Here is a 23,547-nt window from a genome sequence, read left to right as displayed (position 1 = left end):
GCCATGTCGCGCTTACTTCCACATCGCGCAGCGCGATTCCTGCTTGGTGCCGAATGCCTGGTCGCCCGGAATCGTCGCGAGCACCTTGTAGTAGTCCCACGGCTCCTTCGATTCCGACGGCTTCTTCACTTCCATCAGGTACATGTCGTGAATCATGCTGCCGTCCTGGCGAATGAAGCCCTTCGCGTAGAAGTCGTTGATCTTCATCTTCTTCAGCTCGGCCATCACCTTGTCGGAGTCGGTCGTGCCGGCCGCCTGCACGGCCTTCAGGTACGTCGTCACCGACGAGTAGTCGGCCGCCTGCAGGCTCGACGGCATCTTCTTCATCTTGCCGAAGTAGCGCTGCGCCCACTGGCGCGAGGCGGCGTCGCGGTTCCAGTACCAGCTGTCGGTCAGCACGAGGCCCTGCGTCGTCTCGAGGCCCAGGCTGTGCACGTCGTCGATGAACATCAGCAGCGCGGCGATCTTCATCGTCTTCGTGATGCCGAATTCCTTCGCGGCCTTGATCGAGTTGATCGTGTCGCCGCCCGCGTTCGCGAGGCCGAGGATCTGCGCCTTCGACGACTGCGCCTGCAGCAGGAACGACGAGAAGTCCGACGCCGACAACGGGTGCCGCACCGCGCCCAGCACCTGGCCGCCGTTCGCCTTCACGACGTCCGACGTGTTCTTCTCGAGCGCCTTGCCGAACGCGTAGTCGGCGGTCAGGAAGAACCAGCTCTTGCCGCCCTGCTTCACCACCGCCGAGCCGGTGCCCTTCGCGAGCGCCATCGTGTCGTATGCGTAGTGCACCGTGTACGGCGTGCACTGCTCGTTGGTCAGCGTGTCGGCGCCCGCGCCGATGTTGATGTAGACCTTCTTCTTCTCGGCCGCGACCTGGTTCATCGACAGCGCGGTCGCGGAGTTCGTGCCGCCGACCAGCAGGTCGAGCCCGCCGCGATCCATCCACTCGCGCGCCTTCGACGCGGCGATGTCCGCCTTGTTCTGGTGGTCGGCATACACGACCTCGATCGGCTTGCCGAGCACCTTGCCGCCGAAGTCGGCGACCGCCATCCGGATCGCCTCGAGGCCGCCCTGCCCGTCGATGTCCGCGTACAGCCCCGACATGTCCGTGATGAAGCCGATCTTCACGCTATCCGCGGCGTGTGCGGCGCCTGCGGTGAACGCTGCGGTCGCGACCGCGAGACACGCGTGTGCGAGGGTCTTCATTTTCATTGACGTCTCCTGTTGTTCTGATGCGTTGTGGTTGTTCGAAGGCCGCCACGGCTAGCGGCAAGGGGAATGGGGTAGCGTCACACCCCGAGCAGGTCGTGAAGGATCGGCATCTTGCCTTCCAGTTCGGATGAGCGGAAATGCTCGACGATGCGGCCATGTTCCATCACGTAGAAGCGGTCGGCGAGCGGCGCGGCGAAGCGGAAATTCTGTTCGACCATCACGACCGTGTAGCCGCGCGCCTTCAGTGCGACGATCATTCGCGCCAGCGCCTGCACGATCACCGGCGCGAGGCCTTCGGAAATCTCGTCGAGCAACAGCAGGTTGGCGCCGGTGCGCAGGATCCGCGCCACCGCGAGCATCTGCTGCTCGCCGCCGGACAGGCGCGTGCCCTGGCTCTGCCGGCGCGATGCGAGATTCGGGAACATCGCGTAGATCTCGTCGAGCGACATCGCATGCTCGCGCGGCCCGATCGGCGGCGGCAGCATCAGGTTCTCCTCGCACGACAGGCTCGAGAAGATGCCGCGCTCCTCCGGGCAATAGCCGACGCCGAAATGCGCGATGCGATGCGTCGCGAGGCCGATCGTCTCGTTGCCCGCGACCTTGATCGAGCCGCTGCGCCGGCCGGTGAGCCCCATGATCGCGCGCAGCGTCGTGGTACGGCCCGCGCCGTTGCGGCCGAGCAGCGTGACGACCTCGCCGCGATGAACGCTCAGGTCGACACCGTGCAATATGTGGGATTCCCCGTACCAGGCCTCGAGGCCCGTAATCTCCAGCGCGGGCGTGCCGCTTTCGACGCCGCTCAATTCGCGTTCCTCCCGTTCGCTGTGCTTCATGCATGCGCCCCCGCGAGTGCCGCATCGGCGCTGCCCATGTAGGCCTCGATCACCAGCGGATTCTTCGACACTTCCGCATACGACCCTTCGGCCAGCACCTCGCCGCGCTGCAGAACGGTGATCGTGTCGGAGATGCCCGCGATCACGTTCATGTTGTGCTCGACCATCAGGATCGTGCGGCCGCTCGCGACCTTCTTGATCAGCGCGGTCACACGGTCGACGTCCTCGTGGCCCATCCCTTGCGTGGGCTCGTCGAGCAGCATCAGTTCGGGTTCCATCGCGAGCGTCGTCGCGATCTCGAGCGCGCGCTTGCGGCCGTACGCGAGCTCGACCGTCGGCACGTGCGCGAAATCGGTGAGGCCGACCTGCGTGAGCAGGTCCATCGCGCGATCGTCGAGGCGCCGCAACGTGCGCTCGCTGCGCCAGAAGTGGAATTCGGTGCCGAGCGCGCGCTGCAGGCCGATTCGCACGTTCTGCAGTGCGGTGAGGTGCGGGAATACCGCCGAGATCTGGAAGGAACGGATGATGCCGCGACGCGCGACTTGCGCGGGCCGCTCGTCGGTGATGTCGATTCCGTTGAAGACGATCTGGCCGGCCGTCGGTGTCAGGAATTTGGTGAGCAGGTTGAAGCAGGTGGTCTTGCCCGCGCCGTTCGGTCCGATCAACGCATGGATCGCACCGCGGCGCACACGCAGGTTGACGCCGTTCACGGCGGTGAAGCCCCTGAATTCCTTCGTCAGTCCGCGTGTTTCGAGAATCGTGTCGCCGAGAATCATGTTCCCTTCCGTACGAAGTCAGGCGAAGCACCGGGAAGATTCGCGCAAGCGACCGCGAACAGGTCCGCGGATCAGCGGGCTGCCCCCGGGGCGCCGTATTACGCCTCGAGGGTGGTCTCCCGCGCCGACGCGTATGCACACTGCGCAACATTGTCGCGCCGTTGGTGCAGTGCAATCATCGGGATTTGCACTTATAGGGCTGCCCGCCATATAGGACGCGGCTGAGCACGTATTTCGACACGTTTTTTTTGACGCGCACATCGTCGACGGTCCCTCGGTCGCACGGCGCATGCCTGCGCGAACGCGGGTACGTTACGCCACGCGTCACGTCGTCGCCCAACATGAAGGATGCTCGGGTTGCGGCGCAGTCGCCGTGCGTATCGTGGATCCGTTGCGATCCGCACGCGTCGGCTTGTTTCGCATCGCGAATCAGCTGGCACCGCGATGACGGCCCGCTGTCGCGCGTGTCAGTGCGGCGTCATGCAGCCGTCATCGCCGCTTCCGTTCGCACCTGCGTCGCGTCGCGCGCAGCACGTCGATCCGCGCGGATCATGTCGCTCGCGCGCTCGGCGATCATCAGCGTCGGTGAATTCGTGTTGCCCGACGTGATGAACGGCATCACCGATGCATCGACGATCCGCAGCCCGGCGATGCCACGCACACGCAGCCGGCTGTCGACGACGGCACGCTCGTCGTCCGCGCGTCCCATCCGGCATGTGCCGGCCGGATGGAAGATCGTCGTGCCGACCGCACCCGCCGCTTCGATCAGTTCGGCTTCGGTCTGGTACCGCGTGCCCGGCAGGATCTCCTCGGGCCGGTAGCGCGCCAGCGCGGGCGCGGACGCGATCCGGCGCGTGAGGCGCAGCGCATTCGCCGCGACATGGCGATCGTGGTCGGTCGACAGGTAGTTCGGTGCGATCGACGGCGCCACGTGCGCATCGGGGCTCGCGATATGCACGCTGCCGCGCGAGCTCGGCCGCAGATGGCAGACGGACGCCGTGAAGGCGTTGAAGCTGTGCAGCGGTTCGCCGAAGCGCTCGAGCGACAGCGGCTGTACGTGATATTCGAGATCGGGGCGCGTGAGCGCGGGATCGTCCGGATCAGACTTCGCGAACGCGCCGAGCTGCGACGGCGCCATCGACATCGGCCCGCGCTGCAGCAGCGCATATTCGGCGCCGATCATCAGCTTGCCCCACCAATGCGCGGACAGCGTGTTCAACGTGCGCACGCCTTCGACGCGAAACGCCATCCGCAATTGCAGGTGATCCTGCAGGTTTTCGCCGACGCCCGGCAGATCCTGCACGACGTCGATGCCGAGCGCCTGCAAGCGCGCGCCCGCGCCGATGCCCGACAGCTCGAGCAGCTGCGGCGAATTCACCGCGCCGGAGGTCAGCAGCACTTCGGCGCGCGCGCGCGCAACGTAGTCGGTGCCGCCGCCGCGATACTCGACGCCGACCGCGCGCCGCCCGTCGAAGATCACGCGTTGCGCATGCGCACCGGTGATCACGGTCAGGTTCGGGCGCGCCATCGCGGGCCGCAGAAACGCCTTCGACGTGTTCCAGCGCACGCCGCGCTTCTGGTTCACTTCGAAATAACCGACTCCGGTGTTGTCGCCGCGGTTGAAATCGTCGGTCGCCGGGATGCCCGTCTGCTGCGCGGCCTGCGCGAACGATTCGAGGATCTCCCAGCGCAGCCGCTGCTTCTCGACGCGCCAGTAGCCGCCCGCGCCGTGCGCATCGCTCGCGCCCGCGTGGTGGTCCTCGCTGCGCTTGAAGATCGGCAGCACGCTGTCCCACGACCAGCCGGCGTCGCCGGTTTCCTGCGCCCAGCTGTCGTAATCCTCGCGCTGGCCGCGCATGTAGATCATCCCGTTGATCGACGAGCAGCCGCCGAGCACGCGGCCGCGCGGATACGACAGCGCGCGGCCGTTGAGCGCCGCCTCGGGCTGTGTCTTGTATAGCCAGTCGGTGCGCGGATTGCCGATGCAGTACAGATAGCCGACCGGGATGTGAATCCAGTGATAGTCGTCCTTGCCGCCTGCTTCGAGCAGCAGCACGCGGATCTCGGGATCCTCGGTCAGGCGGTTCGCCAGCACGCAGCCCGCGGTGCCCGCGCCGACGATCACGTAATCGAATTCGCCCTCGAGCGCGCGTTGAGTACTCACGAGTGTCTCCATCAATTGTTGTGCGGCGCGCGTGCGATTCCGCGCGTCGTTTCCAGCATAGTGCGTCGCGGGCGACGCGGTCGATGAAGCGTACTCCGGCCGCCGGGCGCCGATCCAATGAGTTATGCTCAAGCGCGTTATAAGCCGCGCTCATATCACGACGATGGATCTCACCCTGCTCCGCGCGTTCGCGACGGTCGCCCGCGAAGGGAACCTGACGCGCGCCGCCGTGCAGTTGCACCTGACGCAGCCGGCCGTCAGTCTGCAGATCAAGCATCTGCAGGAAACGCTCGGCGTCACGCTGTTTACGCGCACGTCGCGCGGGCTTGCGCTCACGCGCGACGGCCAGACCCTGCTGCCGCATGCGGAGCGCGCGCTGGCGGCGGCCGCCGACGTGCAGCGCGCCGCTGCCGCGCTGCGTCATGAGGTGCGCGGCCGGCTGCGGATCGGCACGATCCTCGATCCCGGCTTCCTGCGGCTCGGCGGCTTCCTGCGCGCGCTGGTCGAAACCCATCCGCAGATAGAAACCGCGCTGCGGCACGGGATGTCCGGCTGGGTGCTCGAACAGGTGCGTGCGCAGGCGCTCGACGTCGGCTACTACATCGGCCGGCCCGACGAGGACGATCCGCGCGACGACGCGATGTTCCACACGGCCACGCTCACCCATTTCGAGTACCGCGTGCTCGCGCCGGCCGGCTGGAAGGAGCGCGTGCAGCGCGCGCACGACTGGCGCGCGCTCGCCGCGCTGCCGTGGATCTGGACGCCGCCGGCGTCCGCCCATCACCGGCTGCTGTCGCGGCTGTTCGCGGCGGCCGGCGCGCAGCCGGTCAAGGTCGCCGAGGTGGACCAGGAGCAATCGATGCTCGATCTCGTGAAATCGGGAATCGGGCTGACGCTCGCACGCGACTCGACGGCGCTGGCCGAAGCGCACGCGCATGCGCTGACGATCGTCGAGCGCGTGACGGTGCCGACCGAGCTGACTTTCGTGACGCTCGCGGAGCGGCGCGCCGAACCGGCGATCGCGGCCGCGCTGCGACTGATCGAGACCCAATGGGCGATATGAGTGCTGCTGATGCCGATGCGGCCGGCCGCGCTCCGCGTTTTCGGGTTTCGGCATGCGACGCGCGGCGGATGCCCAACCGGCGCTCGCACGTGAGCTCTGTTATCGCGAGCGGGCCCGAATCCCTCCGCCCCACCCGTGGCGCGTCGTCGCGTCCCGTCTTCCCGTCACGCCACCATCGCAGGCTTTTTGCTAGATTGTGCGTTCGCACACCGCGAGACCCCTGATTGAAGGAGACCCGCATGGCCCGCAACATCGAGATCAAAGCCCGCGCCCGCGAATTCGACCGGCTGCGCGAACAGGCGGCCACGCTCGCCGCCGAAGCGCCGCTCTTCTACCGCCAGCAGGATTTCTTCTACGACGTGCCGCGCGGCCGGCTCAAGCTGCGCCGCTTCGAGGACGGCACGCCGGCCGAGCTGATCTTCTACCAGCGAGACGACCGTGATGGCCCGAAGGCGTCGTACTACACGCGCAGCCCGGTCACGAACCCGGACGCGATGCACGCGCTGCTCGCGACCGCGCTGACCACGCGCGGAATCGTGACGAAGGAGCGGCACGTATACCTTGTCGGCCGCACGCGGATCCACCTCGACCGCGTCGACGGCCTCGGCGACTTCATCGAACTGGAAGTGGTGCTCGGCCCCGACGACGACGAAGCCGGCGGCGAAGCCGAGGCGCATGACGTGTTCGCGAAACTGGGCGTGGCGCAGGAGGATCTCGTCGCGGTCGCGTACGTCGACCTGCTGAACGCCGCCGCACGATCCGAAGCGGCCTGACCCCGCGCTGCGCGCTGCGGCGCCTTGCGCCGCGCCGCCGGCCCGGCCGCCGTGTCAGGCGGCCCCGGGCGCCAGGTGCGCGAGCGGCAGCGCGCCGTTGCGCTTGAAGGTCGTCAGCACGATGTTCGAGCGCACGCTGTCGACGCCCGGCACGCGCATCAGCTTCTTCATCACGAACTGCGACAGCGCGTTGAGATCGGGCGCGACGATCCGCAGCAGATAGTCGGCGTCGCCGACCACGGCGTGGCATTCGAGCACCTCGGGCAGCACGTCGATCTGCTGCTGGAACTGCTCGATGATCGAATCGCCGTGGTGCTTGAGCTTCAGGCTCGTGAACGCGGTGACGCCGAGCCCGAGCTTTTCGGGGCGCAGCATCACGCGGTAGCCTTCGATCACGCCGGCCGCCTCGAGCCGCTGCAGCCGCCGGCCGATCTGCGACGGCGACAACGGCACCTCCTCGCCGAGTTGCTGGTGCGTCGCACGGCCGAAGCGCTGCAGCACGTCGAGAAGCGCGAGATCGAAGTGATCGAGTTCCAGCATGAGCGTTCTCCGCATTGATTCCCGTTTTGATGCGCGATTATCGCATCAAGTGGCGAATCTACGCCATCTTTGCGCCCATTCCGCACGTCGCCCGCTCTACACTTGCATGGTTCCCAACCACTGCATTCAGAGCCGCACCATGTCCACCGTCGTCACCGCGAAACTGCAGGAGCAGTTCGACGCGGGCCTCGAAACCCGCGCCGATTTCACCATCGACCAGCCGCTCGGCCGCTACGGCCAGGTCGACCACGCGGTGTGGCAACAGCTCTATGCGCGCCAGTCGGCCCTGCTGCGCGGACGCGCGTGCGACGCGTTCGTCGCGGGGCTCGGGAAGATTGAGCTGCCCGCCGATCGCGTGCCGTCGTTCGCCGACGTGAATCGCCAGCTGAAGCCGGCCACCGGCTGGGAGATCGTCGCGGTGCCGGGCCTCGTGCCCGATCGCGTGTTCTTCGAGCACCTCGCGAACCGGCGGTTTCCAGTGACCTGGTGGATGCGCCGCCCCGATCAGCTCGACTATCTGCAGGAACCCGACTGCTTCCACGACCTGTTTGGCCATGTGCCGCTCCTGATCGAGCCGGTGTTCGCCGACTACATGCAGGCATACGGCCGCACCGCGCTTGCGGTCGCGGACGACGACGCGGCGCTCGCGCGGCTGGCGCGTCTCTATTGGTATACGGTGGAATTCGGCCTGATCCGCGACCCGCACGGCACGAACGGGCTGTCGATTTATGGCGCCGGGATCGTGTCGAGCAAGGGCGAGAGCCTGTACAGCCTTGAAAGCGCGGCCCCGAACCGGCTCGGTTTCGACCTCGAGCGCGTGATGCGCACGCGCTACCGGATCGACACGTTTCAGAAAACCTACTTCGTGATCGACGACTTCTCGCAGTTGTTCGCGCTGGCCGACGTCGATGGCCGTGCGCTGGCCGACCGGCTGGCCGAGCTGCCCGAATTTCCTGCCGGCGCGGTGGTCGACGGCGACCTTGTGCTGCATCGCGGCACGGGCGAAGGCTGGCCGGACGACGCCGACGCATGAGGCGGCAAGCGGCCGTCTCCGGATGCCCTTCCCGCAACTATGAAACAATGACCGGTACCGGCTTTGCCGCGTGGCCTTTGCCCGCGCGCAGGCGCCGCTACCGAACGAGGTGCAACATGATCCACAAGCTCACATCAGAAGAACGCAAGACCCGGCTCGAGGGCCTGCCGCACTGGACGGCCGTGCCGGGCCGCGACGCCATCCAGCGCAGCCTGCGCTTCGCCGATTTCAACGAGGCTTTCGGCTTCATGACGCGTGTCGCGATCAAGGCACAGGAAATGAACCACCATCCGGAATGGTTCAACGTGTACAACCGCGTCGACGTGACGCTGTCGACCCACGATGCCGACGGCCTGACCGAACGCGACATCGCGCTCGCGACATTCATCGACCAGGTGTGTGCACACACCGATCCGGCTGCCTGACACATTCCTCTACCGCCGCGCATCTTTCGACGCGCGGCGCGTCAACTTTTCATTTCGATGAACGTTTTCTAGGATGTACTCAGCGAAAGCCTTCAGCTTTCCAAGCCATCCTTAAGGCGCACGTAAGTCTCGTACGCTTTCCGCGCCTTGGGGTCCAAACCTTCCAGTTGCAGCGCGCCTTCGCGCTGTACAATCAGCAGCGCATACGGCTTGGAGAGCGCGCTGGCCTCTTCGCAGAGTTTGAGTTCGTCGCCGCTCGACGGCGAGCGGGCGCGCCAGAAATTGATCGCGGCTTCGAGGTCGTGAATCGAAATATCGGACATGATTGGATTTAATCGTTCGCTGGCCGCCATGCTTGATTGTCAGGCGATGCGGCGCCCCTGTGGAAACGGCGTCGTGCTGTCCGCGTGCCTGAACCGCCAACCCATTGTACTTGAGCGAACTTCATGCGACTCCTTCTGATCGAAGACGACCGCCCCATCGCACGCGGTATCCAGAGCAGCCTCGAGCAGGCTGGCTTCACCGTCGACATGGTGCATGACGGCATCTTTGCCGAACAGGCGCTGGCACAAAACCGCCACGAACTCGTGATCCTCGACCTCGGCCTGCCGGGCATCGACGGCATGACGCTGCTCACGCGTTTCCGCCAGACCAATCGCCACACGCCGGTTATCGTGCTGACCGCGCGCGACGAACTGAACGACCGGATTCAGGGCCTGAACTCCGGCGCCGACGATTACATGCTCAAGCCGTTCGAGCCGGCCGAACTCGAAGCCCGCATCCGCGCGGTGATGCGCCGCAGCGGCCCGCATAGCGACATGCCGCGTCCGGAAGTGTCGCTCGGCGGCGTGCGCCTGTCGGGCGTCGATCGCCGCATCTTCAACGACGACAAGCCGCTGGAACTGTCGCCGCGCGAATTCGCCGTGCTCGAAATGCTGCTGCTGCGCCACGGCCGCGTGGTCAGCAAGGCCCAGCTGCAGGATCACCTCACGCACTTCGGCGGCGATCTCGGCGACACCGCGATCGAAGTCTACGTGCACCGGGTGCGCAAGAAACTCGAGCAGTGCCGTGTCGAAATCGTCACGGTGCGCGGCTTCGGCTACCTGCTGCAGGAAATCCGCCAGACCGCGAGCGTCTGAGCGGCGCCGCACGCCGGCCGGCCGCGTGCCGCCGGCGAGCCGCCCTGCCCGCGTCGCCGTCCGACGCACGTTCGCGCCGCTCCCCGTGAGCGGCGCTTATCCATTTGCCCGTCGAAATGTCTTCTGATCCGGCTGTCACCACCAGCCTGCGCCGCTCGCTGCTTAGGCGCCTCGCCGCGCCGCTGTCGATGCTCGCGCTGATGAGCGGCCTGATTGCCTACTGGCTCGCGTGGCAATACACGCAACACGTGATCGACCGCTCGCTCGCCGATCTCGCCACCGCCATCTCGAAACAGATCCAGATCGCCGGCCCCGACGCGCCGTTCACGGTGCCGCCGCTCGCGCAAGCGATGTTCTCCGATCCTGCAGAGGCCCTGATCTACCGGATCAGCGACGGCGAACAGGAACTCGCCGGCGATCCGAAGCTGCCGTTGCGCGGCATCAATGTGCGCCGCATGCATCATGCGTACGTGTTCGAGGCCGAGTACGACAATCGCGCGGTGCGCGTCGCACAGGTGCGCGTCGACGATGTCGAGGGCGGCAAGCCGATGGTGGTCGAGGTCGCGCAGCCGGTGCGGCACCGCTACCGGATCGCGGCCGAATTCCTCGTCGCGATCATGATGCCGCTGCTGCTGCTGCTGCTCGCGGGCTGGGGCATCGTGTGGCGCGTCGTGAACCAGCAGCTCGGCCCGCTCACGCATCTCGCCGATTCGCTGAACCGGCAGACCCACACGTCGCTGGAGCCCGTCGACGAAACCGACGTCCCGCTCGAGATCCGGCCGCTGACGAGCGCGATGAACGCGCTGCTTGGCCGCCTGAAGACCGCGCTCGACGCGCAGCGCAAGTTCATCGCCGATGCCGCGCACCAGTTGCGCACGCCGCTCACGGCCGTGAAGCTGCATGCCGAGCAGGCCGCTGTCGCGCGCGACCCGCAGCAGACCTACGCCGCGGTGCGCGAACTGCGCGCGGCCGCCGACCGCGCGGTGCGGCTGTCGAACCAGCTGCTGTCGCTCGCGCGCGCGGAGCCGGGCGAACAGGCCGCGCGTTTCGTCGACGTCGACCTGGCCGCGATGGCGTTCGAGACGGGCGCCGAGTGGGTGCCGCGCGCACTCGCATCGCATGTCGATCTTGGCTTCCAGCGCAGCGACGATCCCGGCGAAGACGAAACGCTGAACGTGCGCGGCAACCCCGTGCTGCTGCGCGAGGTAATCGCGAACCTGCTCGACAATGCGCTGAAATACGTGCCGCTCGCACGGCCGGTTGGCGCGCGCATCACGGTGAACGTCGCGCGCGGCAAGCTCGACGACGGCCAGCCGGCCGCGGAGATCGTCGTCGAGGACAACGGCCCGGGCGTACCGGCCGGCCAACAGGCCGACCTGTTCAAGCGCTTCTTCCGCGGCGATGCGCAGAGCGGCAACGGCGTCGAGACGGGCGCCGGGCTCGGGCTCGCGATCGTGCACGACATCATCGCGATGCACGGCGGCACGGTGTCGTACGAGGATGCATCGGAGGGCGGTTCGCGTTTCGTCGTGCGGGTGCCGCTCGCCGAGCGCACCGCGAAGCCGGCAAACGAGACGCCGGCTGCGACGCCGACGCACTGAATCGCATACGCACGCCGGAAAGGAAGGACCGGCGCGCCGCGGCGGGCCGGTGAAGCGGCCGCGCGTGATGCGCGGCCCCTGCCGTCACTTCTTCTTTTTCTTGTCCTTCACGCCGGACTCGGACTTGCCTTCCTTCTTGTCCTTCTTCTTTTTCTTCTTGCCGTCGTCGTCCGGCGTGGCGAGCAGCGTGCCGCGGCACGCTGCCGCGCCGCAATGGCACGCGTATTCGCGCTTGAGCTTCTTCGTCAGCTTCTCGTCGATCACGAGGCCATAGTCGTAGAACAGCTCTTCTTCCGGCCCGATATCGCGCAGCGCGTGGATGAACACGCGGCCCTTGATCTCCTCGGCCTCGCAGTTCGGCGCGCACGAATGGTTGATCCAGCGCGCGCTGTTGCCGTCGATCTTGCCGTCGATCACGCCGCCCTCTTCCAGTGCGAAGTAGAACGTATGGTTCGGCTCGTTCGGGTCGTGCGGATGGCGGCGCAGCGCTTCCTTCCACGAAATTCGCTCGCCCTTGTATTCCACTACGCGCTCGCCGGCCTTGATCGGCTCCACCGCGAACACGCCCTTGCCGTGTACTCCCGAGCGGCGTACCGCGATCCTGCGTGAACTCATCGAACGAATCCTTTGAAGACGACTTGAATGGAAGACGACCGCATTTGCGTGTTGCGCGGCCCTGCGTCGCGCGAAACGAAAACGCGGCACCGGTCGGTGCCGCGTCGGGGCATGCGGCGAATCACCCGCATCCTACACGTTCAAGATTGCTTCGTTCAACATCGCGCGCAATATCGCGCGCATGACGCTCAACGCTGGCCGAATGCGATGTCGCCGAACAACGCCTTGTGCTCGCGAGGCTGCGAACGCCAGTACTGCGGCGGCGCCGAAACCTGCGCGCCGAGCTCGGCGGCCGCGTGCCACGGCCAGCGCGGGTCGTACAGCATCGCGCGCGCCATCGCGACGAAATCGGCGTCGCCCGCCTCGATCAGGCGGTTCGCATGCGCGGGCTCGTTGATGAGGCCGACCGCGATCGTCGGCATCCCGACCGCGCGCTTCACCGCCTGCGCAAACGGCACCTGGTAACCGGGCGACAGCGGAATCTTCTGCAGCGGCGACACGCCGCCGGACGACACGTCGATCCAGTCGCAGCCGCGCTGCTTCAATTCGTGCGCGAACGCGATCGTATCGTCGAGTTCCCAGCCGCCCTCGACCCAGTCGGTCGCCGACACGCGCACGCCGACCGGGCGGTCCGCCGGAAACGCCGCGCGCACGGTCTCGAAGATCTCGAGCGGAAAGCGCATCCGGTTTTCGCGCGAGCCGCCGTATTCGTCGGTGCGCTGGTTCGAAAGCGGCGACAGGAATTGATGCAGCAGGTAGCCATGCGCCGCGTGCACCTCGACCGCATCGATGCCGAGGCGCGCGGCACGCTTCGCGGCGGCCGCGAACGCGTCGCGGATCCGGTTCAGGCCGGCCGCGTCGAGCGCGAGCGGTGGCGTCTCGCCGTCCTTGTGTGGAATGGCCGACGGCGCATGCGGCAACCAGCCGCCATCGGCGACGGGCACGAGCTGGCCGCCCTTCCACGGCACCTCGCTCGACGCCTTGCGCCCCGCATGCGAGAGCTGCATCGCGACGCGGATCGGCGAATGCTTGCGGATCGCTGCCAACACGGGCTCGAGCGCCGCTTCGGTCACGTCGTCCCACAGGCCGAGGTCGCCGGCCGTGATGCGCCCGTCGGGTTCGACGGCGGTCGCTTCGATGCAGAGCAGGCCCGCGCCGGACAGCGCGAGATGGCCGAGGTGAATCATGTGCCAGTCGGTCGCCTCGCCGCGCTCGGCCGAGTACTGGCACATCGGAGAGATCACGATCCGGTTCGGAAGGGTCACGCCGCGCAGCGTGAACGGAGAAAACAGCGCAGTCATGGATACCGCTCGCCAGGAAAGGAATGAGCGGATGAGCGTAGCATGCGGGCTCGAAGCCTGCTGGCGGCCGGTTCGGCCGTAAGCGGATGGTCAGGCTGGACCGGCGCGCACCGGCATCGAGGCAGCGCGCACGCGGCGTGCGGCCGTGCGCCGGCCGGCCATGCCCACGGGCCGGTCACGCGCGGTGCCGCTCGCCCGGAATCAAAGCCCGACGCTGTCGAGCCACTCGCCGAACATGCGCCGCGCGGCCGTCTCCAGCACCGGACCGTGCTGAACGGTATCCGCGCGCAACTGGCGCGCGTCGATGCCGGGCGTCGACGCGATTTCACCTGCGTTGCCGATCAGCCAGGGTTCGAAACGGTCGGTGCGGATTTCAGGATGACATTGCAACGCGAGCACGTGTTGCCCCCACGTGAACGCCTGGTGGCGGCACGCGGGTGTCGATGCGAGATGAATCGCGCCGCCCGGCAGATCGAACGTATCGCCATGCCAGTGCAGCATCGAGGTTGCCGCGCCGTCGAGATGGCGCAGCGGCGATGCGCGGCCGGCGTCGGTGAGCGTCAGCGGCGCCCAGCCGAGTTCCTTCTGCGCGGCCGGATAGACGCGCGCACCGAGCGCGCGTGCGATGAACTGCGCGCCGAGGCAGACACCGATAATCGGCAGTCCGGCGTCGATGCGCTGGCGCACGAGTGCCGCGAGCGGCGCGATCGACGGATACTGCGCATCCTCGTACACGCTGAGCGGCCCGCCGAGCATCACGAGCAGCGCCGGCTTGAGCGCGTCGAGCGCCTCGACGCGCGACGATCCGACGTCGACGTAGCGTACCCGCCGCCCGCGCGCCCCGAGCACCTGCTCGAAGCTGCCGAGGTCCTCGAAATGCACGTGGCGGATCGCCACCACTTCCGCGTTCATCATCGGCCTCCCGGTCGATCGACGGACGTCAGCCGGCGAACACCTTCCAGGTCTTCTTTTGCGTCGCCGCGTCGGCTTCTTCGTGCACCGAACAGTCGAGACGCAGGTCGCTGTCGGCCATCGACAGATCGAGCGCCGCGCAGTGATGCACCGTCTTCTTCGACTGCTTGCCCGGCTGGAAATGCGTGCACGTGAGGCACATGCGCTGCGGCGGCGTCGCACCGGCCACCTGCAGTTCGCGCAGCGTCTTCAGCAACGCGCGGTACAGCGCGCCCTGTTCGTCCGCGCCGAGCTTGCCGACCGCTTTCGTCAGGAATTCAGGCCATTGCAGCGCCTTCTTCGCCGCGGTACGGCCGCGGGCCGACAGGCGCACGGCGAGCGCACGGCCGTCGTCCAGTGCGCGACGCTTCTCGACGAGTCCCTTCGTCTCGAGCGTACTGACCGCATCGCTGGTGGTCGCAGCCGTGAGCTGCGTCTCGCGCGCGATTTCGCCGAGCCGCATCGGGCCCTTGCGTTGCAGCAGCAGCACGAGGATCTCGCCCTGCGTCGGCGTGAGGCCTGCACCTTCCGCCCAATCCCATGCCTGGCTTCGCATGGCCGTACTCAACCGCAGCAAGCTGTGGGTCACACGTCCCGAAGCCTGATTCCCGTAAACGCCTTCGCTCATAGTCTTTTCGCTTTGCCGCCGCCCGGATCGCCGAGCAGCCGTAGTGTGGAGATCGAATGTCTATCTCAAAACAGACGCTCGTTGAAGAGCGTCGACACGGCCGTCGCGAGGCACACGCGGCGGTCGCGTTCGCGGCGACCGGTGAGACACAGGTCGTTCCGGTGTCCGCAAAGCCGACATTCTAAGCGAGAGCGGAAAATCGCACAGCTAAGTTATCCCCTTCATTCTGTGGAAAATCGCTGGATAACCGGATTTTTTCGTTGTGCCGGCAATCCCTGCCGGCCCCGCGACGGAACGCGCAAACATTTTCCTGTTCGAATCGGCCATCGCGCCGAGCGCACCGATCCACCGGGTTGTCCATCCCGCAGAGCGTTGACTTTGAAGCGGAATATCGGGTTATCCACAGATTCTCAGGACGACTGGCGACGCGCCACGCACGAATCGGCGTCGAATGGCGTTCAGCGAATCGCCGCGCGGTCGAGCCTGTAATCTGCAAAACATTTTTTCATTCACGCCAGCGCAGGCACTGCTGGCGAACCGTCTCGTTCAGCGATTTTTCCTGTTTGAAAACGGTTCTCAACCACGATGCGTCATTCACGCGCGCCTTCGCGAGCGCGCCGATCTCGTCGAGCGCCGCGCGCGAGCCGAGCGCGGCCGCATGCGGCGCGATCCGGTCGAGCGTGTCGAGGATGTCTTCCGCGATCGTGCGGCGCTCACCTGTCTGAGGATTGACGCAGGTGCCCTCGAGCCCGAAGCGGCACGCTTCGAAACGGTTGAATGTGTAGACGAGATAGTCGTCCTCCGACAGCTTCAGCGGCCGATCGGTCAACAGGTAACGCGCGAGCGTCTGGATGTAGCAGGCGATCGCGGCCGCGCGGTCGACTGACAGCGGCGTGTCCATCACGCGCACCTCGATGGTCCCGTAGCCGGGCTTCGGCCGGATGTCCCAGTAAAAGTCCTTCATCGAGTTGACGACGCCCGTGTTGACCATCTTCGTGAAGTACTCCTCGAAGCTGTCCCAGGTCAGCACGAACGGCGCGCGGCCCGACAGCGGGAACGCGAACACCGAATTCAGGCGCGCCGAATGAAAACCGGTGTCGACGTTCTGCACGAACGGCGACGACGCGGACAGCGCGATGAAGTGCGGAATGAAGCGCGACATCGAGTGCAGCAGGAACAGCGCGCTGTCCGGATCGGGACAGCCGATGTGCACGTGCTGGCCGAACACGGTGAACTGCTTCGCGAGATAGCCGTACAGCTCGGAGATGTACTGGAAGCGCGGCGCGTCGTAGATCTGCCGGTCGCTCCACTGCTGGAACGCGTGCGTGCCGCCGCCGGCGAGCCCGACGTTGAGCTGGTCGGCCGCCTTCACGAGCACGTCGCGAATCGCATGAAGCTCGCTGACCGCCTGCTCGTGCGAATGGCAGATGCCGGTCGACAGCTCGATCATGCTCTCGGTGATTTCGGGCGTGATGTTGCCGGGGAAGGTCTCGCCCTGGATCAGGCGCATCAGGTCGGATGCCGCTTTGGTCAGGTCGTAGTTGTGCGTGTTGACGACCTGGATCTCCAGTTCGACGCCGAACGTAAACGGTTCGGAATTGACGAAAGTTTCGAGTGCCATGGCAGGTTCCGGAAATCAGTTGCCGTCGCTGCGTTCGCTGACCGCCGACAGGCAGCGGTAGACGACGAACGGGCTGACGAGCTGCAAAATCACGATCGTGCACATCACGATCGCGCGCAGGTGCGGGTCGAAATTCGGATAGAGCTGGTAGGTGTCGTCGACGAGCAGATACGACAGCGCGGACATCGGCGTGAGCGCGATGCCGAGCGCGATGCCCTGCTTCATCCCGATACCGCTCGGCTTGGCGAACGCGACGACGCCGGCCAGCTTCGCGACGAGTCGCGTGACGATCAGCACGATCGCGAGCAGCCCGCCGAGTGCGATGTCGCCCCACGTGAACGACGTGAGCGTCAGCACGAACAGGACCACCGTCAGCAGCCAGCCGGCCGTGCCGAAATGCTCGGGCCACAGCTGCGGCCGCGCTTCGAGGTTCTTCACGATGATGCCGGCGAGCAGCAGCGTGAGCAGCGTCGACAGCTTCAGCGCCTGCGCCACCGCGATCGCGAGCATCACGAGCCCGAACAGCGCGACGAACGAATGCTCGTCGCGCATCGTCGAGGTCATGTGACGGAACAGGTAATTGCATGCACGCGCGACGAGGTACGCGACGATGAACGAACCGGCGATCAGGTAGACGGGTTGCAGGATCGTCGCGAAAACGTTCCCGTACGCCTCCTGATGGAGCCAGCTCGTAACGAGCTTGGTCAGCACGATCGCGTACACGCTGTTCAGCGCGGTCAGCGTGATGAGGCGCTGCGACACCTGCCCTTCCGCGCGCAATTCGGTCTTGAGCTGGATCACCATCGACGGCGATGTCGCGATCGCGATCGCCGACAGCACGAGCGCGACCATGCCCGACACGCCGAGCGCGAGCATCACGAACAGCACGAGCACGAACGTCAGCGTCGCCTCGGCAAGGCTCGACGCAATGAGCCACGGATTGCGGCGAATCCATTTCAGGTCGAGGCGACTGCCGAGTTCGAACAGCAGCAGGCCGAGCGCGACGTCGATCAGCAGCCGCGAGGTTTCGTCGGTGCTCGCGTCGATCACGCCGAATCCGAACGAACCGGCGATGAGGCCGATCACCGCATAGCCGGTGATGCGCGGCAACCGCCATGCGCGGTAGCACAGCTCGCCGCACAGACCGGCCGCGAACAACGCGAGCCCGGCCCAGAACACGGCATCCGGCGCGAGCGGCCAGTTGGGCAGGAATGAGAACGCCGACTTCATCGTGGTGACTTCTCCTTTGGAAGCAATCGCCAGCGGCGCGGGTTCAAGCGTCAGAAATGAGATGCGCGCCGGCTGGGTATCGCCCCGAATGTGATTGTTGTGGTCGACGACGGCGGGACATGGGATCCGCCTTTTTCCGCCGTCCGGCGGAACTGTCGTTCAGGCTGCCGATCTGGATTGTCGGCCTGGTGTGTGAACGGACTGCGCAGTCTCGAAGATTCAGATTCGAAAACGTGCCGACCGTTCCATTGAAGCATGTCCGGCGCCTGGCCGAACGAACGCGAAGGAAACCGATTGTGCCACAGCTTTTTCGCTCCGGAACCGACCGAATCGACTCGCGGGCCTGTGAGGCGTCACAGGTCTTTGGTTTCAATGGTTTACTTGTATATATACGTAGTAGAAGTTAACAAGGCGCGCACAGTTCTGTGGATAACTTCGGTTTACGCAACAAGATCAAGGTGTTGGCACAGCCATAACCCGTTGCACAGGCTGTTTGCTCACAGAGGTTTGAGTTGAGCAACTTTCGGGCCGCCCGATGACTGTGCCGAGTTGCCCAGTTTACGTCCACTGTGATTGCACACGAACTGCGTGCGGAATTCGCGCGGTTATCCACAGCGTCGAGTGGATAACCTTGCGCGAAAAAATCGAAGCACTGTGAGGATTCGACCAGCGAGATCAGCCTATCTGGCGGCCGCGCAGCGCGCGGATCAGGAACCGGGCCGGGTCGACGGCATCGGCGAGTTCGCGCTCGAGCGGCAGCGGCTCGCCTTCGAGTTGCGACGCGATCAGCTCGGCGCCGAGCGCCGCCCACACCAGGCCGCGCGAGCCGTAGCCGAATGCGCCGTAGAGGCCCGCGGTGCGTGGCAGGTCGCGCGCCTTCGCACCGCTTAGCGCGCGTGCGTTCGCGACGGTCAGCGCTTCATCGGCAAGCGGGCCGATCACCGGCACACGGTCCGCGACGACCCAGCGAAACGCGACGCGCCCGCGCAGCGTCCCGACGTCCGGCAACTCGCCGATCAGGCCGGGCAGCAAATGCCGCACGCGCGCGATATTTTCGACATGTCCGGCGGTGCGAAGCGCTGGATCGAGGTCGTCGGGTTCGAACGTCGCACCGATCAGCAGCGTGCCGTCGTCGAGCGGCACCGCGTAGCCGTCGCCAATCGCCGGGCACGGCAGCGGCGCCGTGCTGCCGGGTGGCAGCAGCGTGAGCTGGCCGCGCACCGGTTGCAGCGACACATGCCGGAGGCCGGCGAGACGCACGGCATCGCCCGCGTTCGCGAGCACGACGACCGGTGCTTCCGCAAGCGTCGCACCTGCCGCATCGACAGCGCGCCACGTGTCGCCATCACGCTCGAGTCGAGCGACTTCAGTGCCGGCCAGCAGCTTCACGCGCTCGCCGGACGCCGCGACCTGCGCAGCGCAGAGCGCTGCCGGCCATACGGCGCCGCCGTGCGGAAACAGCAGGCCGCCATGTGCGACAGGCAGGTTCAGATGCGCGCGCGCGGCGTCGGTGTCGAGCAACGATACGTAGTCGGACGGCGCGCCGAGCGCGTCGAACGCATCGCGCATCCGCACGAAATCGTCGGCCGATTCCGCGAGATGGATCATCCCGCGTGTGCTGCGCGCGAACGCGTGGCCCGCACGCTCGAGCGCGCGCCAGCGTGCGAGCGCATGCATGAAACCGCTGCGCGTGAGCCGGCTCGCGACGTTGTCGTCGCGCGTCATCAGCGGATGGAATACGCCGGCCGGATTGCCCGATGCATCGCTGGCGATCCGCGCGTGCCGCTCGATCAGCGTGACGTTCCAGCCACGAGCGGCGAGCCGTTCGACGACCGCACAGCCCGCCAGACCTGCGCCGATCACGATCGCATCGCGCGCGGCAACCGGCAATGCGCGCGGTGGTTCGTGCCGGCGCATCCGCCAGCGCGGTGCGTATTCGCCGACGCGTAACGCGGGCTCACCTGCGCAATCGTCGACGTCGCGACTCGTGAAACCTGCTTCTTCGAGCGCTTGTTTCAACGCGTCGTCGCGAGAATGCGTCGCATAGGTCGCCCCATCGCCTGCGATGCGCGCGAGTGCGCGCGTCATGTCGGGCGACAGCAGATCGCCGTGCGCGGCCTGCACCGCATTGCCGAGATAGAACGCATCCGCGCGGGCGACGAGCTGTTGCAACATGCCGTGCGCATCGCCGAACGCGAGCGTGAGCACCACGCGGCCTTTGTCGAATTCGAGACGGTGCAGGCCGGGTACGTGCATCGGCCACGCAGCGACCAGTGCATCGACACTTTCGGAAATGGTTGTGTTCGCAACGATATATGAAGCGGCTCGCCGCAGGTCCTCACGCGAGAATGGATGCGGTTCGATTGCGACGAAATGCAGCCGCTCGCAGCGTGCGGGATCGTCGCGCCACGCGGCCCACGTCGCGAGAAACCGGCCGCCTGCACCGAAACCCGTCTCGACGATCGTGAACGTCCGGCGGCCCTGCCAGCGGGCCGGCAGCCCGTTGCCGGCGAGCATCCGGCCGGCGTGCGCGCGTGCGCGCGACGCGTCGCGAGGGAGCTCGCCATACTCGGGCGAGACGAGAATGCCGTCGTCACGGCGGACGAGCGTGGCGGGAACGAGTCGGTCGGGCATGCGAAACAAAAAACGTGGCAGCCAAGCCTGGCAAGGGATTGCGCGGAGGCGTCCGGTCGGCCGTTGGCAAAAACCAACGGCGTTGCGCGACGGCGGACCCGGCTGCGTATCCTGTCCGGTTGGCGCAGGTCAAAAAACGGGCAATCGACGATTCATTCGGCGAAATACCGATGAAAATCTTTGAAACCCTTGTCGTTATTGGGTTTGCGCTGCGCTATCATAGCAACGCCGTACCGCGGGGTGGCCGCCGGCAAGCCGGACGGCACGTCGCGCGGGCCAGGATTCGGCGCTGTGTCGTCGGAGTCTGACTCTCGACGGCACGGTTCGCGCACGTATAATCGGCGCGTTCGCGCTGTTCGTGTCAAACCTAACCTGAAAAAGGAACCTTAATGAACAAACAGGAACTGATCGACGCCGTCGCCGCCCAAACGGGCGCCAGCAAGGCTCAAACCGGCGAAACGCTGGACACGCTGCTCGAAGTCATCAAGAAGGCCGTGTCGAAGGGTGATGCGGTTCAGCTGATCGGCTTCGGCAGCTTCGGTTCGGGCAAGCGCGCAGCACGTACGGGCCGCAACCCGAAGACGGGCGAAACCATCAAGATCCCGGCAGCCAAGACGGTCAAGTTCACGGCTGGCAAGGCGTTCAAGGACGCCGTCAACAAGCGTTAATCCAGCGCCTGTTCCAGAAAAAAACCCGCCTTCAGGCGGGTTTTTTGTTGGGCGCGCGCGGCATTTTCGCCACAGTTCGCGCCACTCTTGCAAGATTTAACGGTTGCCTTTCGCCGCGCGTTTTTTACCGTGCGTTACGCATGCACGATCTGCGCGTCGGGATCGTCGTCGTCGTGCGCATCGACATCCCATGCCGGGAACGGATCGTCGAATGCGCTCCATTGAGTTGCGCCGAGCGCGAATTCCGCATCGGTGAGCAGGCATGCGTCGAGTTTCGCGCGCCATGCGTCGGCATCGAGCCCGATGCCGATCAGCACGAGCTCCTGACGGCGATCACCGACCGAGCGGTCGTCGAGGTCGCCCTGCCACTCCGCGCGAATTTCGGCGAGCAGCTCGTCGTCGTCCGGCCATTCCGCGCGATCCTGTGCGGCCCACCAGAGGCCTGCGGGGCCATGCCGGCACACACCGCCCGCCTGCGACAGCGAACCCGCGATGTCGTTGCGCGTCGCGAGCCAGAAGAAGCCCTTGCTGCGCAGCACGCCCGGCCACTCCTGATGCAGCAGCGCCCAGAGCCGTGCCGGATGAAACGGCCGGCGCGCGCGGTAAACAAAATTGCCGATGCCGAATTCGTCGGCCTCGCCATGCACGTGCGCGTGATGCGGATCGTCGCCGTGCGTGTGATCGTGATCGAGCGATGCGAGCCAGCCCGGCGCATTCGCGGCTTCGTCGAAATCGAAGCGGGCGGTGTTCAGCACTTCGACGAGCGGCACGTTGCCGAACGTCGACACGACCTGGTGCGCGCGCGGGTTGAGCCGCGCAAGAATGCGCTGCAGGCGCGCGAGTTCGTCCGCGCCGACGAGGTCGGCCTTGTTGATGACCAGCACGTCGCAGAATTCGATCTGCTCGATCAGCAACTCGACGAGCGTGCGATCGTCTTCGTCCGATGCGGCGATGCCGCGCGCCGCGAGCGCGTCGTCGGAGCCGTAGTCGCGCAGGAAATTGTAGGCGTCGACCACGGTGACGAGCGTGTCTAGCCGCGCGACGCTCGACAGCGACGCGCCGTCGTCGTCGACGAACGTGAAGGTTTCGGCGATCGGCATCGGCTCCGCGATGCCGGTCGATTCGATCACGATCGCATCGAAGCGGCCCTCCGCCGCGAGATTGCGGATCTCGACGAGCAGGTCGTCGCGCAGCGTGCAGCAGATGCAGCCGTTCGACATCTCGACGAGACGCTCCTCGACATGCGACAGCGCCTGCGCATCGCGCACGAGCGACGCGTCGATGTTGACCGCCGCGAGATCATTGACGATCACGGCGACTTTCAGGCCCGCGCGGTTCGCGAGGATGTGATTAAGCAGCGTGGTCTTGCCGGCGCCGAGGAAACCGGACAGCACGGTGACGGGCAACGGCTGGTTCATTGCCGGATTCATAGCGATTTGCACCAACGGAAAAGAGGGAAACGCGGCCGCGGCGCCCTGGCGGGGCGCGATCGGCCCGGAGCCGGTCGCCCGGGGCCGGTCGAAATCGCGGCGTGAGACTCGCATTGTGCATCAAACGCGCGCCGGCCGAGCAGCGCGGCGTCGGCCGTGCGCTGCGGCGCCGCGTCACTGCTCGGGCGGCAGCAGCTTCCACTGGGCCAGGATTGCCGCAATCTGCCGCGCGTACTTGTCGCGCAGCGACGGCGTTTCGGAATGGTAAGCGCCGACGGCCTGCCATGTGTTGCCGTAGCGATTCATCTTCTGGCGCAGATGCCACGCGGCGATGTACACGTTCTTGCACGGCTGCATCAGCGTGTCGCGGCCAATGCCGTAGCGCGACAGCGTCGGCAGGTGGATCGAATTGATCTGCATCAGGCCGTAGTCGACCGAGCCGTTCGTATTCTTGTTCAGCGCGTCGGGCCGGTTGCGCGACTCCTGCCACGCGATCGCGCGCAGGATCAGCGGATTGACCTTCTGGTACCGCGCGGCCTCGTCGAAACAATCCGCGCGAGCGTTTCCGCAGGCGAACCACGCGCCGGCGGCGATCAACGCGATCGAAGCGAACCGTCTGCTCATGTTGCGGAAACGAAAAGGAAATGACGCAAGGATCGGGAAAACCCGTGTTTCTAATTCGTACGACTGGAAACGCGCCGCCCGTATCATACAGACAGTCCGTCACGTGGCGAGAGGCGAAAGGCGGCAGCCCGTTTATACCGCATTTTCGTGTCGATTCATCGTAAAAAGGCGGCGATGGCCAGAATGCCGGGGCATTGCCGAAATCTTACATATTGCATACGGTGCGCCGAATACATGTCGTATGTGAGACAGTCCTCGGATCAATGTGATATTTCGGACATGAAAA

22 protein-coding genes are annotated in these 23,547 nt (G+C 66.0%); 7 read left to right on the top strand and 15 right to left on the bottom strand.

The genetic code is table 11. The annotated features are described in order from the left end of the window. Nucleotides 1–12: 12 nt before the first annotated feature. From WI26_RS00455 to WI26_RS00440, 4 genes are all read right to left on the bottom strand, one after another. Nucleotides 13–1,212, bottom strand: coding sequence for an ABC transporter substrate-binding protein (locus tag WI26_RS00455; RefSeq protein WP_059508274.1), 1,200 nt, complete (start codon nt 1,210–1,212; stop codon nt 13–15). Between the two features lie 77 nt (nt 1,213–1,289). After that, a complete protein-coding gene (locus WI26_RS00450) occupies nt 1,290–2,045 on the bottom strand; it encodes an ABC transporter ATP-binding protein (RefSeq protein ID WP_059465973.1) in 756 nt (251 codons plus the stop codon). Beyond that, nucleotides 2,042–2,821 carry an ABC transporter ATP-binding protein gene (locus WI26_RS00445; protein WP_040142748.1) on the bottom strand — a complete coding sequence of 260 codons (780 nt, stop codon included), beginning with the start codon at nt 2,819–2,821 and terminating at the stop codon, nt 2,042–2,044. Before WI26_RS00445 ends, WI26_RS00450 begins: the two co-directional genes overlap by 4 nt. A gap of 478 nt (nt 2,822–3,299) precedes the next feature. Beyond that, nucleotides 3,300–4,985, bottom strand: coding sequence for a GMC family oxidoreductase (locus WI26_RS00440; RefSeq protein ID WP_069226321.1), 1,686 nt, complete (start codon nt 4,983–4,985; stop codon nt 3,300–3,302). A gap of 163 nt (nt 4,986–5,148) precedes the next feature. Between WI26_RS00440 and WI26_RS00435 the strand changes: the two genes are divergently transcribed. Next, nucleotides 5,149–6,048, top strand: coding sequence for a LysR family transcriptional regulator (locus WI26_RS00435; RefSeq protein ID WP_069224964.1), 900 nt, complete (start codon nt 5,149–5,151; stop codon nt 6,046–6,048). Between the two features lie 239 nt (nt 6,049–6,287). After that, nucleotides 6,288–6,821: a class IV adenylate cyclase gene (locus WI26_RS00430; protein ID WP_069224963.1), complete on the top strand. Its 534-nt coding sequence runs from the start codon at nt 6,288–6,290 to the stop codon at nt 6,819–6,821. 54 nt (nt 6,822–6,875) lie between these two features. Here the strand turns inward: WI26_RS00430 and WI26_RS00425 are convergent, their stop codons facing one another. Further along, the gene (locus WI26_RS00425) at nt 6,876–7,361 is read right to left on the bottom strand and encodes an Lrp/AsnC family transcriptional regulator (protein WP_006408082.1); all 486 of its coding nucleotides are present in this window, start codon (nt 7,359–7,361) and stop codon (nt 6,876–6,878) included. Nucleotides 7,362–7,467: 106 nt separating this feature from the next. Here WI26_RS00425 and phhA point away from each other — a divergent pair, with 106 nt between their 5' ends. Both phhA and WI26_RS00415 read left to right on the top strand, forming a co-directional pair. After that, nucleotides 7,468–8,394 carry a phenylalanine 4-monooxygenase gene (phhA, locus tag WI26_RS00420; RefSeq protein WP_208604126.1) on the top strand — a complete coding sequence of 309 codons (927 nt, stop codon included), beginning with the start codon at nt 7,468–7,470 and terminating at the stop codon, nt 8,392–8,394. Between the two features lie 116 nt (nt 8,395–8,510). Further along, nucleotides 8,511–8,819: a 4a-hydroxytetrahydrobiopterin dehydratase gene (locus WI26_RS00415; RefSeq protein ID WP_059452552.1), complete on the top strand. Its 309-nt coding sequence runs from the start codon at nt 8,511–8,513 to the stop codon at nt 8,817–8,819. Between the two features lie 92 nt (nt 8,820–8,911). Here the strand turns inward: WI26_RS00415 and WI26_RS00410 are convergent, their stop codons facing one another. Beyond that, on the bottom strand, nt 8,912–9,142 hold the full coding sequence (locus WI26_RS00410; protein WP_006756491.1) for a DUF3717 domain-containing protein: 231 nt from the start codon (nt 9,140–9,142) through the stop codon (nt 8,912–8,914). 123 nt (nt 9,143–9,265) lie between these two features. On the opposite strand from WI26_RS00410, the gene WI26_RS00405 reads away from it, so the two are divergent. After that, the gene (locus WI26_RS00405; protein ID WP_006401494.1) at nt 9,266–9,958 is read left to right on the top strand and encodes a response regulator transcription factor; all 693 of its coding nucleotides are present in this window, start codon (nt 9,266–9,268) and stop codon (nt 9,956–9,958) included. 116 nt (nt 9,959–10,074) lie between these two features. Further along, entirely contained in the window at nt 10,075–11,559 is a 1,485-nt protein-coding gene (locus WI26_RS00400) for a sensor histidine kinase (RefSeq protein WP_069224961.1), read from the top strand. 84 nt (nt 11,560–11,643) lie between these two features. On the opposite strand, the gene WI26_RS00395 is transcribed toward WI26_RS00400, so the two are convergent. The 7 genes from WI26_RS00395 to mnmC form a co-directional block, all read right to left on the bottom strand. Continuing rightward, nucleotides 11,644–12,174, bottom strand: coding sequence for an SET domain-containing protein (locus WI26_RS00395; protein WP_059465968.1), 531 nt, complete (start codon nt 12,172–12,174; stop codon nt 11,644–11,646). A gap of 188 nt (nt 12,175–12,362) precedes the next feature. Continuing rightward, nucleotides 12,363–13,475 carry an NADH:flavin oxidoreductase/NADH oxidase gene (locus tag WI26_RS00390; protein ID WP_069224960.1) on the bottom strand — a complete coding sequence of 371 codons (1,113 nt, stop codon included), beginning with the start codon at nt 13,473–13,475 and terminating at the stop codon, nt 12,363–12,365. 201 nt (nt 13,476–13,676) lie between these two features. Further along, a complete protein-coding gene (locus tag WI26_RS00385) occupies nt 13,677–14,387 on the bottom strand; it encodes a glutamine amidotransferase (protein WP_059465993.1) in 711 nt (236 codons plus the stop codon). Nucleotides 14,388–14,415: 28 nt separating this feature from the next. Further along, complete coding sequence (locus WI26_RS00380; RefSeq protein WP_044845216.1) at nt 14,416–15,054, bottom strand: MarR family winged helix-turn-helix transcriptional regulator; 639 nt, start codon at nt 15,052–15,054, stop codon at nt 14,416–14,418. 505 nt (nt 15,055–15,559) lie between these two features. Beyond that, nucleotides 15,560–16,675, bottom strand: coding sequence for a YbdK family carboxylate-amine ligase (locus WI26_RS00375; protein ID WP_006490006.1), 1,116 nt, complete (start codon nt 16,673–16,675; stop codon nt 15,560–15,562). Nucleotides 16,676–16,690: 15 nt separating this feature from the next. Then, nucleotides 16,691–17,905 carry a cation:proton antiporter gene (locus WI26_RS00370; RefSeq protein WP_059452547.1) on the bottom strand — a complete coding sequence of 405 codons (1,215 nt, stop codon included), beginning with the start codon at nt 17,903–17,905 and terminating at the stop codon, nt 16,691–16,693. A 675-nt stretch (nt 17,906–18,580) separates the two neighbouring features. Continuing rightward, complete coding sequence (gene mnmC, locus WI26_RS00365) at nt 18,581–20,539, bottom strand: bifunctional tRNA (5-methylaminomethyl-2-thiouridine)(34)-methyltransferase MnmD/FAD-dependent 5-carboxymethylaminomethyl-2-thiouridine(34) oxidoreductase MnmC (RefSeq protein WP_069224959.1); 1,959 nt, start codon at nt 20,537–20,539, stop codon at nt 18,581–18,583. A 389-nt stretch (nt 20,540–20,928) separates the two neighbouring features. On the opposite strand from mnmC, the gene WI26_RS00360 reads away from it, so the two are divergent. Next, complete coding sequence (locus WI26_RS00360) at nt 20,929–21,207, top strand: HU family DNA-binding protein (RefSeq protein WP_006401505.1); 279 nt, start codon at nt 20,929–20,931, stop codon at nt 21,205–21,207. 134 nt (nt 21,208–21,341) lie between these two features. Here WI26_RS00360 and WI26_RS00355 read toward each other — a convergent pair whose 3' ends face one another. Both WI26_RS00355 and WI26_RS00350 read right to left on the bottom strand, forming a co-directional pair. Continuing rightward, nucleotides 21,342–22,637 (bottom strand): GTP-binding protein, encoded by a 1,296-nt coding sequence (locus WI26_RS00355; protein WP_069224958.1) that lies wholly within the window; start codon nt 22,635–22,637, stop codon nt 21,342–21,344. 174 nt (nt 22,638–22,811) lie between these two features. Next, a complete protein-coding gene (locus WI26_RS00350; protein WP_059465963.1) occupies nt 22,812–23,261 on the bottom strand; it encodes a lytic transglycosylase domain-containing protein in 450 nt (149 codons plus the stop codon). Nucleotides 23,262–23,547 lie beyond the last annotated feature (286 nt).

It is taken from the genome of Burkholderia diffusa, from assembly GCF_001718315.1.
Taxonomy (GTDB): domain Bacteria; phylum Pseudomonadota; class Gammaproteobacteria; order Burkholderiales; family Burkholderiaceae; genus Burkholderia; species Burkholderia diffusa_B.
Note: the sequence above shows the minus strand (reverse complement) of the source record. Positions and strands in the feature narration are given on the sequence as shown.